Below are 14,931 nucleotides of genomic sequence, written 5' to 3' on the forward strand. Positions count from 1 at the left end.
TTTATCGTTTCTCCTTTGCTCGCTTAGATTTGGAATTGCCAATCATCATCCAAACACCGCCGCCAATTAATAGGAGCGAGACAATAATGGTTCTTAAATACATGTCAACTATGTTGTAAATTCGTTCATCCGGGAACAGGCGATCCAGTGTTGGAACAAGTACGTTAATTAGGATATAGTATGCACCCAGCAGAAGCAGTCCTAAGCCTACCCAGCGGTGATATTGAGCAAACATACCGATCACAGGCTTGTCGACCAGCTGCTCCCGTCCATAACGGCTTACCTGCTGCAACGCATCAAAAAAGCTGTAAAACCAGACCACTGGAATGAGGAACAAAAAGAGTGAAAGGTGTAGCACGTCCAGTATATAGATAAATCCTAAAAATAGTAGCATGAGCTGGAGCCCACGTTTTTGCAAACCAATATACATATGCCCGGCACCGGGAAATACCGATAAAATGGTGGCCAGCATTTTACTACGCCGTCCCTCAACTCTTCCATGCTCCAGTTCCTCAAACAAAGTCCGATCCTGAAGAATGTCTCCGGCTTGTTTGCGGTGTACATGCTGCACCGCATCAAACATACAATACAGCCAAATAATCGGCAACACGCCCGCAAACGCCAAAAATCCGGATTCATTCGTAATGCTGGTAATAAAAACGAGAATCGCTCCAAAGCCAAAGAAGGATAGTAAAAAAGACAAACCACGCTGCATCAGCCCCAAATGAAGGTGTCCCAATCCAGGAATAAATGACAGCAAAATCGTGAAAAATCGTTCATTGTCTGATCCTTTTTGAAAAGCAGGTGATCCTGCCATACCATAGTATCCTTGTTGATAATGGTTATGGTCTGGGCCAGATCCCATACCCGCTCCCGGGACATTTGTGCCTGTGTCCGTTGCCCCCTCTGGTACCTCTCCTGTTAAACCAGTCTCTCCATAAGGTCCTCTTTGCGAGTAAAAGCCATATGGATTGGGTCCTATATGAGGGGGATATGGAGCAGCAACTGCACGAGGATCATAACGTAACAAGCTAATCACAATATGCAGCATACTAAGTCCCCACAAAAGAGCAGCAACAAGTATACTTCCCAGAAAAGGCGTTCCATCCCTTGACACTACTGAAAAAAATAATCCTCCAGCCAGAAATCCGAAAAACAAAATAGTATATACAAACGCATTGGCTTTTCTGGTCCAGTAATAGTGTCCTACACCTGGAATGATGTTCAATAGAAATGCCAAGAGCTTGCTTCGTTCCGTATAAGGCATTGCTACACTTCCTTTCTATTTATGAGAACTTGATAAATGTCCAGCTGAAGGCTGGTTTAAACTTGTTCATCTTACCCTTTCATTTATTCAGGGTTTTAATTTATCGAGCCAGGTTGTCGTAGCTTGCATGACTTCTTCGCTGTAAGACACGCGTTCATTGGGAGGCATCTGCTTTCCGCCTGAATGCGGCATCATTTTGTCAAAGGCTCCACTAGATAGCAAGATCAACGTCAGGCTTGCCGCAACAACATAATGAAACACAGGTTTTTCAAACCAGCGGCGTTTTTTGAACCCAACTTGACCCGGCACTTCTATATCGGGAAGAACGGCCATTACCTGATCTGTGAAGCGTTCCGTATCCATCCAGGCAGAGTATTCTTCCAGTGCCGGCTCTAATTGCTCCAGTGCAACAAGATATAACATTAGCGCTTGTTCATCTTCTAATAAGAGCTTTTCCAGCCGAGTAGATTCCTCTATCGTACAAGTTCCTGTAATGTATGAATGCCAGTCATTCGTTTGCCCTTCCATCCACGGTCTATCCTGTTGCTCAGTCATCGCCATTCCTCCTCCTTCCAGTGATTTCGAATCCATAGTCGTGCCCGATAGAGTCTGGACTCTACCGTTTTTAAAGCTACCTGCGTTTCTTGTGCTATTTGATCGTAGGTTTTGCCCTGCATATAGTACGCTTGAATAATATCCCGATGTTGCTCGGGTAACTGGGCGATTTTTTGTGATAGTTCTACTGTTTGTTCTTCGCGGATGAGACGGGTCAGTACATCCTCATCCGGGGAAGGAAGCTGCACAAGGGATTGTGCCACGTCTATAAGCTCTGCGGGCCGCCTGTCTTGTTTGCGTTTGATATCCAGCGCTTTATGGAGCGCAATTCGGCTCAGCCACGTTTTAAAACCTTCGTTCCGGTACTGGGGGAGAGACTTGTACACCTGAACGAACGCCTCCTGCGCGGCATCTTCCGCTTCCTTACTGTCATGTAATACCGAATAGGCCACATGAAATACATGCTTGCTGTACAGCTCTACGATCTCACGGAACGCCTGCCGGTCACCAGACCGGATTCGTTCAATGATTCTCTCTATATCAATGACGCTCTCCCCTTCCCAATACTATAGACGCCAGAGAATTTTCTCCCCCTGCATATTTCGAAAAAAAATATTTAAAAAGGACACACCCTCCAACTCGAAAGGTGCGTCCTCTATCATTAAAGCTTATTTACACTTCATTGTGAAAGTCATAATGCATAAATCGGTTACCAGAAAGGCTCGTTCTATGACTTTAACTACGACCACCACTACGGAATCGCTGGGCATATTCTTTCGCATCCTGAGCATTACGGACCCGGTTTCGGCTCCACTCTAACAAAATGCGATCTATATACCGGAAATGTACTTTCCCGGCAAACACCGCTTCCTTCAGAGCCAGCAAAATCAGCTCCTCGGGATACCGATCTTGATCCACCCAGCTGCTGATCGTCTCGTATTCCATCGGTGATAATGGTCGGCCGAATTCTTTCTCAAAAATCATGAACAAATTTCGTTCTTCTGTAAGCGGGGATTCCGATATTCCATTCAGTAAATCCGGCTTCCCGGCAAACAAAATGTCATCTTCATCGTGCTGCTCTGAACGCTCGGCGATCATACATTCAGCCAGCTTGCGATACAGCCCCGTCAAGTTATAACGTTCAAATTGCACAGACGAGCTGTGGTCTTCTACGGAATCTATCCGCAAAAATCCTTCTTTCATGAGCTTACTGAAATAAAGTGCGATTTCATTTGCAGTGCACCCCATACGAGCCTGCAATTGCTCCCATGTCGGAAATTCATTACGTTCCGCTTGTTTAAATGCAAGTAACTGCATCAGCAGCAGCATTTCACCATCCGTCAGCCGAAGCGTCCGATAATGCTTGAGCAGGGCGTAGGGAATTTGAACCATTCCGGTTTCCATAGCATAGGCTACTCCCTCCGCCCATTCTGCCGCTGATGTCTTGTCGAATGATCCTGTCATTGATTATGGATACAAACGATACAGCATACGTGGGAACGGAATTGTTTCACGTACATGATCGAGTCCACAAATCCAGGCCACTGTACGCTCCAGTCCCAATCCAAAGCCAGAATGCGGAACGGTACCATAGGTGCGCAGATCCATATACCATTGGTAAGCTTCACGTGGCAAGTTATGCTCGTTAAAACGTTCTTCCATCAATGCTGGATCATCAATCCGTTGGGAACCCCCGATAATTTCGCCATACCCTTCAGGAGCGATCATATCAGCGCACAGAACAACCTCTGGGCGAGCTGGATCAGGCTTCATATAGAATGCTTTAATGTGAGTCGGCCAGTGCGTAATGAACACAGGCTTGTTATATCTTTCGGCAATAGCCGTTTCATGAGGAGCACCAAAGTCTTCTCCCCACGGGATATCGAATCCTTCACCTTGAAGGAAGGCAATTGCCTCATCGTACGTAATCCGTGGGAATTCTCCTTGAATTTGCTCTAGCTTCGAAACATCACGTCCGATGGTTTCAAGCTCCTTCGCACAATTTTTCAGAACAGACTGCACGATATGGCTTACAAATTGTTCCTGAATGTGCAAGGATTCTTCATGACCCACAAAAGCCATCTCAGGCTCGATCATCCAGAACTCAATCAGGTGACGGCGTGTTTTGGACTTTTCCGCACGGAAGGTTGGACCAAAGGAATACACTTTACCCAGCGCCATTGCCGCAGCTTCCATGTACAACTGTCCGCTTTGTGTCAAATAGGCATCTTCGTCAAAATATTTGATATGGAACAACTCTGTTGTGCCTTCTGCAGAAGATGGAGTCAAAATAGGCGGGTCTACTTTCGTAAAACCATTGCCGTTGAAAAATTCCTGTACAGCCCGGATAATTTCGGCCCGGATAATCAGAACTGCACGTTGCTTGGCGGAACGCAGCCACAAGTGGCGATGGTCCATCAGGAAGTCTACACCGTGCTCTTTGGGAGTAATCGGGTAGTTTTCGGTCAAATGAATGATTTCAATACCTGTAACCGTTAGTTCAAAGCCTGATTGGCTGCGCGGCTCCTCACGCACGATTCCAGTCACATAGAGGGAGCTTTCTTGAGTCAGGGATTTGGCGTCATTCCAAATATCCTCCGACACTTCACTTTTCACGATAACCCCTTGAATATACCCGCTGCCATCACGCAGTTGCAGGAACTGAATTTTACCGCTAGACCGCTTATTGTTTACCCAAGCGCCGATTGTAACCGTTTCCCCTACATGGCGACCCACTTGGGCAATCGTACTTTTATTTGTCATGACCGTCTTCTCTCCTTTAAACCGAAAATCAAACAGCCCTTCCCCTTGGGTCAGGCTGTTTGCTCTCGCTGTTTGGTGCATGCAGAACTTAAACTATAGCTCCACATGTATAAAATTTACATTTAGGGACCGAACTACTGAACCAGACGGAACGTATCACGGGCAATTACCAGTTCTTCGTTCGTTGGAATGATCAGTACTTCTACCTTCGAGTTTGCAGTTGTAATCCGGCGAATCTCGCCAGAACGAACAGCATTCAACGATTCATCCAGTTCGATGCCGAGGAATGTCAGTTGCTCCAACACTCTCTTACGCAGAACAACGGAGTTTTCGCCTACGCCTGCCGTAAATACAATTACGTCTACCCCGTTCATTGCGGCAGCATACGAACCGATATACTTACGCAGACGGTATTCATACATTTCAAATGCCAATGTAGAATTAGCTTCGCCTTTTTCCATACCTTCTGTGATTTCACGCATATCACTGCTGATACCAGAAATAGCTAGAAGTCCACTATGCTTATTCAGCATGGAATTGACCTCATTGACAGTCAATTCTTCTTTGTTCATGACATAAGGCACGATCGCTGGGTCCAAATCACCACTACGAGTACCCATCATAAGTCCTTCTAGTGGAGTCATACCCATCGAAGTGTCTACGGATAAACCGCCTTGAACTGCTGTTACACTACCACCATTACCGATATGACAAGTGATAATCTTCAGGTCTTCCAAAGGACGGCCGACAAATTTGGCAGCTTCCTTACTTACAAAGTCATGGGAGGTGCCGTGTGCACCGTAACGACGAACCTTGTACTTATTGTACAACACTCTTGGGATGGCGTACATATAAGCTTTTTCAGGCATGGTTTGATGGAATGAAGTATCAAATACCACAACCTGCGGTACTTCTGGCATATTCGTCTCAGCCGCTTTAATCCCCATCATGGATGCCGGGTTATGCAGCGGAGCCAGGTCGAACAAGCGGCGGATTTCACTCTTCGCTTCAGGTGTTACGAGTGCTGACTGTTTGAAGATTTCGCCACCATGAACCACACGATGACCCACAGCCTGAATTTCGCTAGTACTGGAGATGACACCATGCTCTGCATCTGTGAGTGCATTCAGCACTTTGCGGATGGCTGTAGTGTGCTCCAAAATTTCGCTAACTTCAGTGTATTCTTCCTTATTGGTTGGTTTATGCGTCAGAATAGAGGAATCCATACCAATACGCTCTACCAATCCTTTTGCCAAAACGGACTCGTCCGTCATATCATATAATTGGTATTTCAGGGAAGAACTCCCTGCGTTGATTACGAGAATTTTCATATCCGGTCACCATCCTTGTCATACTTGAAGAAACCTTCGCCCGATTTCACGCCCAGATTACCTGCACGCACCATTTTCTTCAGGACGATGGACGGACGGTATTTCAGTTCGCCAAATTCACGGAACATCCGCTCCAAAGCGGCCAGAACGGAATCCAAACCAAAGCGGTCAGCCATTTCCAAAGGACCGTTTTGGAAGTTGTAGCCGATGCGCATAGCATCGTCGATATCTTCCGCAGAAGCTACACCCTCTTGAAGTACATGAGCCGCTTCGTTAATCAGGAGGCAGATAATCCGGCTAGTTACAAAGCCAGGAGATTCATAAATCATGACTCCTTTTTTCTCCACGATTTCTTCCACGAACATTTTAGTGTTTTCAAATGTTTCGTCTGAAGTTTTCAAACCACGAATAATTTCCACAAGATCAATACGGGATACTGGATAAATAAAGTGCATACCAATAACACGCTCTGGATACTTGGTCGAGCTAGCAAGCTCGGTCAGGCTCAGCGTGGATGTATTACTTGCAAGAATAATATTGCTTGGACACACATGATCCAGCTCTTGGAAAACAGCTTTCTTCTCGTCCAGATTCTCTGTAATGGTTTCAATCACCATGTCACAGCTAGCAAGCTCCGCTAGATGGGATACTTTTTCAATACGAGATAGAATTAATTTTTTCTCTGCTTGGGTAATTGCCCATTTTTCGAGTTGCTTATCTAGACTTGTTTCAATCATATTATAAGCGTAGTCTAGTTTCTCTGGTGTCTGCTCTACTAGCAGAACATCGATTCCTTTGGACGCGAGCATTTCAGAAATACCCTGTCCCATGGTGCCGCCGCCAATGACGCCGATTTTTTTAAATTGCATGGTTCTTAACTCCACCCTTTCCTGGTCACTCTCATATATTGTATCCTTCTTTGTCGAAAAATACATGTTTATGTCCCAATAGATAATAATATCTTAGCACGGACTAAAAGTAAAAAAAAATAACCAGCATAAAAAATTATGCTGGTAATAAAGCATTTTCACTAAATTGACATCTAAATTGATCTCCAGACAGAGTTTCTTCCTTCATCAGGATATCAAGAGAATTGTCGAACACAGGACGGTGCTTTTCCAACAACTCCAAAGTCCGGTTATGCAGGTCATTCATAATCTCGCCATTTTCCCGCATAAGTTCTTCTTTTGTAACCATTTCCATGTTAATAATTCCAAGAGAAGTCAAACCGGAAGTCATCATCGTATGAACGATGTTCAGTGCCTGCTCAAAATCATTACTTGAACCAGTACTCCGGCCCCCGTAGTACATTTCTTCAGCCGTAGCCCCTGCGAGCGAGATCATAATCTGCTCCTCAAGGTACTGCTTCGTATATAAATAATGCTCCTGCTGTGGATTGTGACGCACATAACCAAGCGCTTTCCCACGCGGGCTCAGTGCTACTTGACTCACGCTACCAGGGCGTACAATTTCAGCCATAATAGCATGTCCCAATTCGTGAATCGCTACACGCTTTTTCTCTTCCAGTGTCGATTCACGGTCTGTTTTTTCACCCATCATCACCTTGTCAATCGCCATAGACAGATGACGCTGCGCAATCATTTGCTGATCCTGTCTCATGGCATAAATTGCTGCTTCATTCATGACGCTCTCAAGCTGCGCACCGGAAAAACCGTAGGACTCCTCGGCGATTTTATCCAAATTAGCATCTTCCTGGATCGGTTTGTTTTTGGCATGAATTTTAAGGATATGAAGACGGCCTTTCTTATCAGGCAAATCTACTTGAATATGACGGTCAAAACGTCCTGGGCGCGTTAAGGCGCTGTCCAGCATTTCTTTACGGTTCGTTGCCGCAATGAGCAATATCCGCGGTGTATCTGCCGAATAAATGCCATCCATTTCTGTCAGCAACTGATTCAGAGTCTGATCATATTCTCGTTGCTGTCCACCCTCACGCTTACCGCCAATAACATCAATCTCGTCAATAAAAATAATTGCATTTTCCTTCTTTTCCTTGGCTGCACGAGTGCGAGCCTCCCGAAACAATTCACGGACACGACCTGCGCCGACACCCACGTACATTTCAACAAATTCACTGCCTGAAGCTGCAACAAACACAGAGTTGGTATAATGTGCAGCTGCTTTCGCCATAAGCGTTTTTCCTGTTCCCGGAGGGCCTGTGAGCAAAACACCTTTTAATGGACGAATGCCAAACTTGGAAATTTCATCATGTCGATTCAAAAAGTCCAAAGCTTCACGCAATTCCTGTTTTGCGCTTTCTTGACCACCAATTTCCTCAAAAGTCAGCTTGTCCGGACCATTTTTTTTACGTTTACGCTCTTGCCCGGCACCTACGGCCAAGCCGCCACGCGCATGCATGAGCATTAACAAGCCGCTGAGCATCACGCCCGCAACCAGCAGAGGGATAATATTTACCCCTATAAAAACGAGAAATATAATGGTCACCGGTATAATACCGATTAATATTTCCTTGATCCATCTAGGCATTAGGCCATACCCCCATTTGCTGAGATTGACGTGGCAAAACGATAAACTTTGTCGCATTGCCTTCACTGAGTCGGATATAGACATTGTTCGAATCCATATCGGTATCAGCCTTGATCCCTGCCTTTTTCTTTTTCATCTGCTCAACTGTAGATGAAATTTGAGTATACTTTTTATTTTCCATCGCTTCGGCTACAGGAAACATAGCTTCAGACCACCATTGATTCAGTGATGAATTGGAATGATCTGCGATATCCAGGTTAATCGAGCGGCTGCCAATGATGGACTGCCCTTTTTGCTTAACCACATCGACCAACCCGGCCACATCCGCCTGCGGTTTGAGATCAAGTTTCAAGACGACCTGATCCTGTTTAATATCTATTTGAGCGCTTTTCACGCCTGGATATTGAGTTACCAGTTTTTCCAGAGGACTTTGCATTGTAACCTGACGATAAATGAACCATCCCCCAAATAACAACAAGGCTGCCAAAACGGCCGCCACAACAATAGGAACTGCACGTAACTTCAAACAACATCCTCCTCTCAAAATGTAAAACCCACGAAGAAACGGGACGAATGTCAACAAACAACCAAATTGCATGATCTTAAAGCGATCAGCAACTTATTTATCTATCATATTTGTCTATCACTTATAAAATATAGTATATCATAACGTGAATCTAATATCGAAGGCAATGTGTGGAGGAGTTGTGAGAAGGCAAAATCATTGGTTATGGGTGGAAGCCGATGTCTTAGCAGAAAAGTTAGCTAGGTATGGATGCTTCGCTGGCTTAAAGCCCAGCTTTGTAACGCAGCAAGAAAAAGACGTAAATACGAATCACATCGTATTTACGTCTTTTTCTTCATTTCAATCATTCCAAGCTATATAGTCTGAGTATAAAAGTTACCTTCGCGCAGCGCGGTGTCTGTTCCCTCCTACCTCAACACTTCCAAACCACCATTCTCCATTCTTAACATCACGCTAGTAATTCGGCAAAGTATACTTTATCCCTGTCGATCCCCCATCAGAGAAGCGATAGAAGGTATAGTTATGATGGCTTCCATCATCATAAAACAGTTGCCATACATATTCGCCATTGAACACACTCGGTTGGAGCCTCACAATTTTCACATTAGGAAGTTGCTGCTGGATAATCGCCGTCATTTTTTGTTCGTCGACTCCGTTTTTCAACAGCTCAGTATGAACACCTTTTGGATCTGTAGCAGGGATGTTAGGTTGCCCCTCCATTTTTTGAAAGGGAACCCACACCATTATATCTTCATTCTGTGCGTTTTTTCCTTCAACTACCCAATATATCTGATCCCATACAGACTTCCATGTCTGAGTCGTGCTAACCAGACCACCCACTTGCTTGGCCTTAATGATAGCGGCATTTTTCTCAGCCACCTGGTCTTGAGTAACGTAGGAATAATACCAGAAAATGCTGACCAGGATCAGTATTACGGCCAAAATGGCGACCGCTATCCATTTTTTCTTATTTTTCAAACCTGTGCTTCCTCTCTAAGGGGATGTGACACCTGAATTAGCGCGACAGCAGCCCTTCAAAGGCGGCTTGTGCCTCATGTTTGATACGTTCCTCGTCCATCGTCAGGCATTCGCCATTTTTCACAACCTGACGGCCGTCTACCCATACATGAGCCACGTCTTTGGCACTTGCAGAGTATACGGCATGGGAAATAAGATCTGTACGCGGCAAGAAATGAGCCTGATTCAGATCTAACGCGATAAAGTCAGCCTTGTTGCCTGCTGCCAGCGCTCCTACCTCTTTTAAACCAATCGACTTTGCGCCATATTCTGTTGCCAGAAGCAGTGCTTCATTGGCAGGAACTGCCGTAGGGTCGCCAGATACTCCCTTGTGAATCAGTGCTGCCAGACGCATTTCCTCGAACATATCCAGGTTATTATTGCTGGCAGGACCATCTGTTCCAAGAGAAACGGTCACTCCTGCACGCAGCAGTTCAGGCACTCTTGCTACGCCGCTTGCCAGCTTCAAGTTGCTGCCTGGATTATGGGAGACCGCCACACCTCGTTCTGCTAATAAGGCAATTTCTTCGTCGTTCAAGTGAACGCCGTGGGCAACCAAGGCAGGACGAGAGAAAAAGCCAAGCTTATCTAAATGTGCAACTGGACGCAAACCGTAATCACGAACGTTTTGCTCAACTTCGGCGATCGTCTCGGACATGTGCGTATGCAATGGTAAATCGAGATCATGTGCAGCTTGAACGAATTTCTCGATAAACGCAGGCGGACATGTGTACGGGGCATGCGGCGACATCATGGTTGTGATACGACCGTCTGCTTTACCATGCCAGTTGCGCGCAAAAGTTACGGCCTCAGCCAGCTTGATCCGCTGTTCTTCTTCTGAGCATAGCCCAATTGCTCCACGCATCAGACTTGCACGAATGCCAGACTCTTCAGCTACACGAGCCACCTCATCCATATGGTCGTACATATCCAGGAAAGTCGTGGTTCCACCTTTCAGCATTTCTAACACTGACAAAGATGTTCCCCAGTACACATCTGTAGATGTAAACTTGGCCTCCATAGGCCACATTTTTTCCTGCAGCCACACTTGAAGGGCCAGGTCATCTCCATACCCTCGCAGCAGAGACATCGCCGCATGACCATGAGTATTCACCAGTCCAGGTAAGAACAATAGCCCCTTACCGTCGATTGTTTCCGTCTCTTCCTCACCAGCAGGCAAAGTCTCGCCAATGTAAGTAATGCGGCTATCCTCCACAATCATAAAACCATGGATTACCCCCGCTTCGGCTCCATTTACGGCAAAAGACCCGTTTTTAATTACCCATTTATTCACTGTCATATTGTGCTTCTTCCTTTCCATCCTCCAAATAATACGCGAGGCTAAGCAAATCAGTTGTAAAGTCTGTGGCATGTATCCGAATGTTAGCTGGTGCCTTGAGAATGATAGGGGCAAAGTTCAAAATCGCTCCAATTCCACTCTCAATGAGCCTGTCAGCTACCTGCTGTGCCTCAAAATCAGGCACAGTAATAATCCCGATTCGAATATTTTTTTCCTTCACAGTTGCTTCCAGTTCATCCATCGACTGAACGACTAAGGTATTGATTTTGGTCCCAACCTTATCTGGAAACGAATCAAACACCGCCACAATCTTCATATTGTCTTTTAAATAAGCGTTATAGTTCGAAAGGGCTTGACCCAGATTACCCGCTCCGACCAACACTACATTAATTTGCTGGTCGATTTTCAGGATATGGCGTATTTTCTCAATTAGATAAGAAACATCATAACCGATACCCTTCCGGCCAAAATCGCCAAAATAGGCCAGATCTTTACGGATTTGGGCCGGATTCAAATCCAGCCTCTGCCCCAGCTCTTGAGAAGAGACCGTAGCCACTTCCCGTTTGTGCAGTGCATTCAGATAACGTAAATATACGGGTAATCTCCGTACGACAGCCTCTGAAATTTTATCTGATTTCATACTTGCTCCCCCTAATTGTAACGGACTTTAGGTGTCCGTCCGTTGTGCCTCTGTCTCCGGGGCGGATTGGAGCCATTCCGCAATGCGTGGCACCATTTGCTCAGATGGCATATGCTCCATTTTTGGTCCCGGCAACGAGTACAAAAAGTGCTTTCCGTAATAGGATTCGATCACACGTGTATCGTAGACAATGACGACTCCGTGGTCGCTCGCTGTACGTACCAACCGACCAAATCCCTGTTTGAAACGGATCACTGCCTGTGGTACAGACAGCTTCATGAATGGATTCTTCTTCTGCTGCTGGAGCAACTCGCTTTTTGCCTCCAGTAACGGGTGATTGGGCGGTTGAAACGGCAAGCGAACGATGGCCAGGCAAGTGAGTGCCTTCCCTGGAATATCGACGCCTTCCCAGAAGCTGCTGGTACCCAGCAGTACGGAAGCTTTGGCTTCCTGAAACCGGCGGGTTAGCTTGCTGCGGCTTCCACTGTCCACACCTTGTCCTAACACGGTGATATCACTGGATGCCAGCGCTTCTTTGAGCGGCTCATACACTTGCCGGAGCATCCGATAGGAAGTAAACAGAACAAGCATTCTCCCCCGCGTTGCCTGAGCAGTCGCCCCTAGAGAGCTAACGAGCATCTCTACAAAGTGTGCATCCCCTACACTGCCCTTCACACTCGGAAAATCCCGCGGAATGACCAGCAACACCTGATCCCTGTAATTAAAAGGGGATGGGAGCTGAGAAGTCATTAATCGTCCTTGATCCGCAGCCTCCTGCAAGCCGAGTTGCTCGGTCATGTACTGAAACGACTTATCTACCGATAAAGTAGCAGATGTCAGAATAATACTTCTTTTTTTGTCAAAAAACATTTCTTTCAACTGACGGCTCACATCGACGGGCACCGCATAAAATTGCAATGACTTACTACGGAATTGCCCACTCGCTTCAAGCCAGTATACGGTTGTTTCATCATCGAGTCGTATAAAGAAACGTAAATTTTCCTTAATTCCCGCCAAATCCTTAAACAGACCCGTGATATCTGTAATGAGACTATCTGCCGCATAATCGTCATGTTCTTCCTTGACATCCAGCATCAGCTTGTCGCCCTTGCGCAAAATTTCGCTCATCGTTACATAAAGCTGATTTTCCAATGCTGCCGCCTGATCCCACTTTGCGGGCTTGGCCGATGGTTTGAGACGTGAAGAAAACTGCCCTGTTTCTCCCGGCGTTGCATCAGTACGTTCCGGCAACATGCCAAACAGCTTATCGCTTAACAGGTCCCAAGTTTCCTTAACCTCTAAAACGAGTGGATACAGCTGGTCAATGGTTGAGGCCCACTCTGTTGACTTCTCATGCCCCGATTTTGCCAACTGCTGACGTAGCGAAGGCAATTGTCCATTTTTACTGTCCTTGAACAATCGAGTCAGCGTGTGCACGAGTGTGAAATATTTCATATGCATGCCCAGGTGCTTGCCAGCTACTTCCTCTAAATGATGAGCTTCATCAATGACCAGATGTTCGTAGCTTGGCAGCAGTTGGTGACTAGCTTTGACGTCGGTGAACAACTTGGAGTGATTCGTAATAACTACATCCGCTGTTCCTGCTTCATGACGTGCACGATGATAGTAGCATTTACGGAACCATGGGCAAGAACGACCAAGACAGGACTCGGAATCACTGGCCACCGTTTCCCAAAAATCCCCTCCACGGTTGCTCAGGTTTAGTTCCTCATCATCACCGGTTTCTGTCAGCGTCAGCCAGACGATCATTTGAGCTGCTGTAATTAAGTCTTCCTTTGGTGTCGCGAAGTCTCTTCTGTTTATTTTATGTTCAAACTTGCGCAGACACAAATAATGTCCCCGACCCTTAAAAATGGCAGCCCGGAACGGGAACGGAATCACTTTTGTCAGCATCGGAATATCACGCTCTCGCAATTGCTCCTGCAGATTAATGGTATGCGTGCTTACTGTTACCCTCTGCCCATATTTTACACTATGATATAGTGACGGAAGCAAATAACCTAGGGACTTCCCCGTTCCTGTCCCCGCCTCAATCAACAAATGCTTATCTTGACTCAGGGCTTGGTTTACACCCTCAATCATTTGGATCTGGGCCTCTCGCTCCTCATATTGGCTTAAGGATGAACGCAAATTGTCCCGCACATCATCCATATACTCTTCAAAGGAAACACCTGACAGCGGATTCGGATCATCTTCTCTACGCGGAGTAGCCAGCTCGGTCCAATCTTCCACTTTAAGCGCAAGCTGACGGAAAAATTGATGTTTCTCCAAATCCTGAATAGGATCTAGCTCTTTCTCTTCCCGAATACCATCAAGAAACCAACCAAGATCACTGTCTTCCTCTGCAAACAAATCGCTAAGCCGCTGTATCGTTATCAAAGGTAATGCCTGAAGCTCACCCAGACACTTTAAAAACACCTCAGCTGTAGCCAACGCGTCACTGTCTGCCTGATGTGGGCGGTCATGTGCCAGCCCAAACTCAGAGGAAACAAAACCCAGCTGGTAAGAAGATAGCGACGGGAACAAGATTTTTAGAAAATCCATCGTATCCAAAATTCTACCGCTGAAGGGTAAGTATCCGCACCGATCCAAAGCGCTTTGCAAAAAATTGAAATCAAACGCCACATTATGACCGACCAGCACGACATCGTCCAGCATAGGCACGAGTTCCATCATCATTTCTTCGAGTGAAGGCGCGTCTTTGACGTCATCGTCTGTAATCCCGGTCAAGCCGGTGATAAAAGGTGGAATAGATCTGCCAGGGTTTACATAAGAGCCGTAAACACGGGAAATGCTGTTATCATGATCTATAATTGCAAGTCCGACTTGAATGATATCATCCGCGGACTGGGTGCCTGTCGTTTCAAAATCCAATACCGCAAATTTCATTCGAGCTTAATCCTTTCTTTTGACACATACAAAAATAATAACTCCGTATAATAGCATAGCAGAAGATTGCCTGTTTGGAAATTAAGACAGCCAAAAAAGACGATGCACACGGCA

The 14,931-nt window shown here is 45.9% G+C and carries 13 protein-coding genes; all 13 read right to left on the reverse strand.

Annotated elements, in window-relative coordinates:
- Nucleotide 1 precedes the first annotated feature (1 nt).
- The 13 genes from ACQQ6X_RS04550 to dinG all read right to left on the reverse strand — a co-directional run bounded on the left by ACQQ6X_RS04550 (nucleotide 2) and on the right by dinG (nucleotide 14,817).
- Nucleotides 2-1,267 carry a multi-tm2 domain protein gene (locus tag ACQQ6X_RS04550; protein ID WP_305164403.1) on the reverse strand — a complete coding sequence of 422 codons (1,266 nt, stop codon included), beginning with the start codon at nucleotides 1,265-1,267 and terminating at the stop codon, nucleotides 2-4.
- Between the two features lie 87 nt (nucleotides 1,268-1,354).
- Nucleotides 1,355-1,822, reverse strand: a complete 468-nt coding sequence (locus ACQQ6X_RS04555; protein WP_305164404.1) for a hypothetical protein — start codon at nucleotides 1,820-1,822, stop codon at nucleotides 1,355-1,357.
- The gene (locus tag ACQQ6X_RS04560) at nucleotides 1,819-2,367 is read right to left on the reverse strand and encodes an RNA polymerase sigma factor (RefSeq protein WP_305165055.1); all 549 of its coding nucleotides are present in this window, start codon (nucleotides 2,365-2,367) and stop codon (nucleotides 1,819-1,821) included. The genes ACQQ6X_RS04555 and ACQQ6X_RS04560 overlap by 4 nt, the downstream gene beginning before the upstream one ends.
- 190 nt (nucleotides 2,368-2,557) lie before the next feature.
- A complete protein-coding gene (locus ACQQ6X_RS04565; protein WP_305164405.1) occupies nucleotides 2,558-3,286 on the reverse strand; it encodes a DnaD domain-containing protein in 729 nt (242 codons plus the stop codon).
- A gap of 3 nt (nucleotides 3,287-3,289) precedes the next feature.
- Nucleotides 3,290-4,585, reverse strand: a complete 1,296-nt coding sequence (asnS, locus tag ACQQ6X_RS04570) for an asparagine--tRNA ligase (RefSeq protein ID WP_305164406.1) — start codon at nucleotides 4,583-4,585, stop codon at nucleotides 3,290-3,292.
- 134 nt (nucleotides 4,586-4,719) lie between these two features.
- Nucleotides 4,720-5,916, reverse strand: a complete 1,197-nt coding sequence (locus ACQQ6X_RS04575; protein ID WP_305164407.1) for an acetate/propionate family kinase — start codon at nucleotides 5,914-5,916, stop codon at nucleotides 4,720-4,722.
- Complete coding sequence (locus tag ACQQ6X_RS04580) at nucleotides 5,913-6,785, reverse strand: 3-hydroxyacyl-CoA dehydrogenase family protein (protein WP_149033417.1); 873 nt, start codon at nucleotides 6,783-6,785, stop codon at nucleotides 5,913-5,915. The genes ACQQ6X_RS04575 and ACQQ6X_RS04580 overlap by 4 nt, the downstream gene beginning before the upstream one ends.
- Nucleotides 6,786-6,921: 136 nt before the next feature.
- On the reverse strand, nucleotides 6,922-8,424 hold the full coding sequence (locus tag ACQQ6X_RS04585; protein WP_149033418.1) for an AAA family ATPase: 1,503 nt from the start codon (nucleotides 8,422-8,424) through the stop codon (nucleotides 6,922-6,924).
- Nucleotides 8,417-8,950: a hypothetical protein gene (locus tag ACQQ6X_RS04590; protein ID WP_149033419.1), complete on the reverse strand. Its 534-nt coding sequence runs from the start codon at nucleotides 8,948-8,950 to the stop codon at nucleotides 8,417-8,419. Before ACQQ6X_RS04590 ends, ACQQ6X_RS04585 begins: the two co-directional genes overlap by 8 nt.
- Nucleotides 8,951-9,403: 453 nt before the next feature.
- Nucleotides 9,404-9,928: a DUF5590 domain-containing protein gene (locus ACQQ6X_RS04595; RefSeq protein WP_305164408.1), complete on the reverse strand. Its 525-nt coding sequence runs from the start codon at nucleotides 9,926-9,928 to the stop codon at nucleotides 9,404-9,406.
- 37 nt (nucleotides 9,929-9,965) lie between these two features.
- A complete protein-coding gene (locus tag ACQQ6X_RS04600) occupies nucleotides 9,966-11,267 on the reverse strand; it encodes an amidohydrolase (RefSeq protein WP_305164409.1) in 1,302 nt (433 codons plus the stop codon).
- Complete coding sequence (locus ACQQ6X_RS04605; protein WP_305164410.1) at nucleotides 11,254-11,907, reverse strand: redox-sensing transcriptional repressor Rex; 654 nt, start codon at nucleotides 11,905-11,907, stop codon at nucleotides 11,254-11,256. Before ACQQ6X_RS04605 ends, ACQQ6X_RS04600 begins: the two co-directional genes overlap by 14 nt.
- Nucleotides 11,908-11,934: 27 nt before the next feature.
- Nucleotides 11,935-14,817: an ATP-dependent DNA helicase DinG gene (dinG, locus tag ACQQ6X_RS04610; protein ID WP_305164411.1), complete on the reverse strand. Its 2,883-nt coding sequence runs from the start codon at nucleotides 14,815-14,817 to the stop codon at nucleotides 11,935-11,937.
- Between the last annotated feature and the right edge of the window lie 114 nt (nucleotides 14,818-14,931).

Source organism: Paenibacillus ottowii, from assembly GCF_050516475.1.
Classification (GTDB): domain Bacteria; phylum Bacillota; class Bacilli; order Paenibacillales; family Paenibacillaceae; genus Paenibacillus; species Paenibacillus ottowii.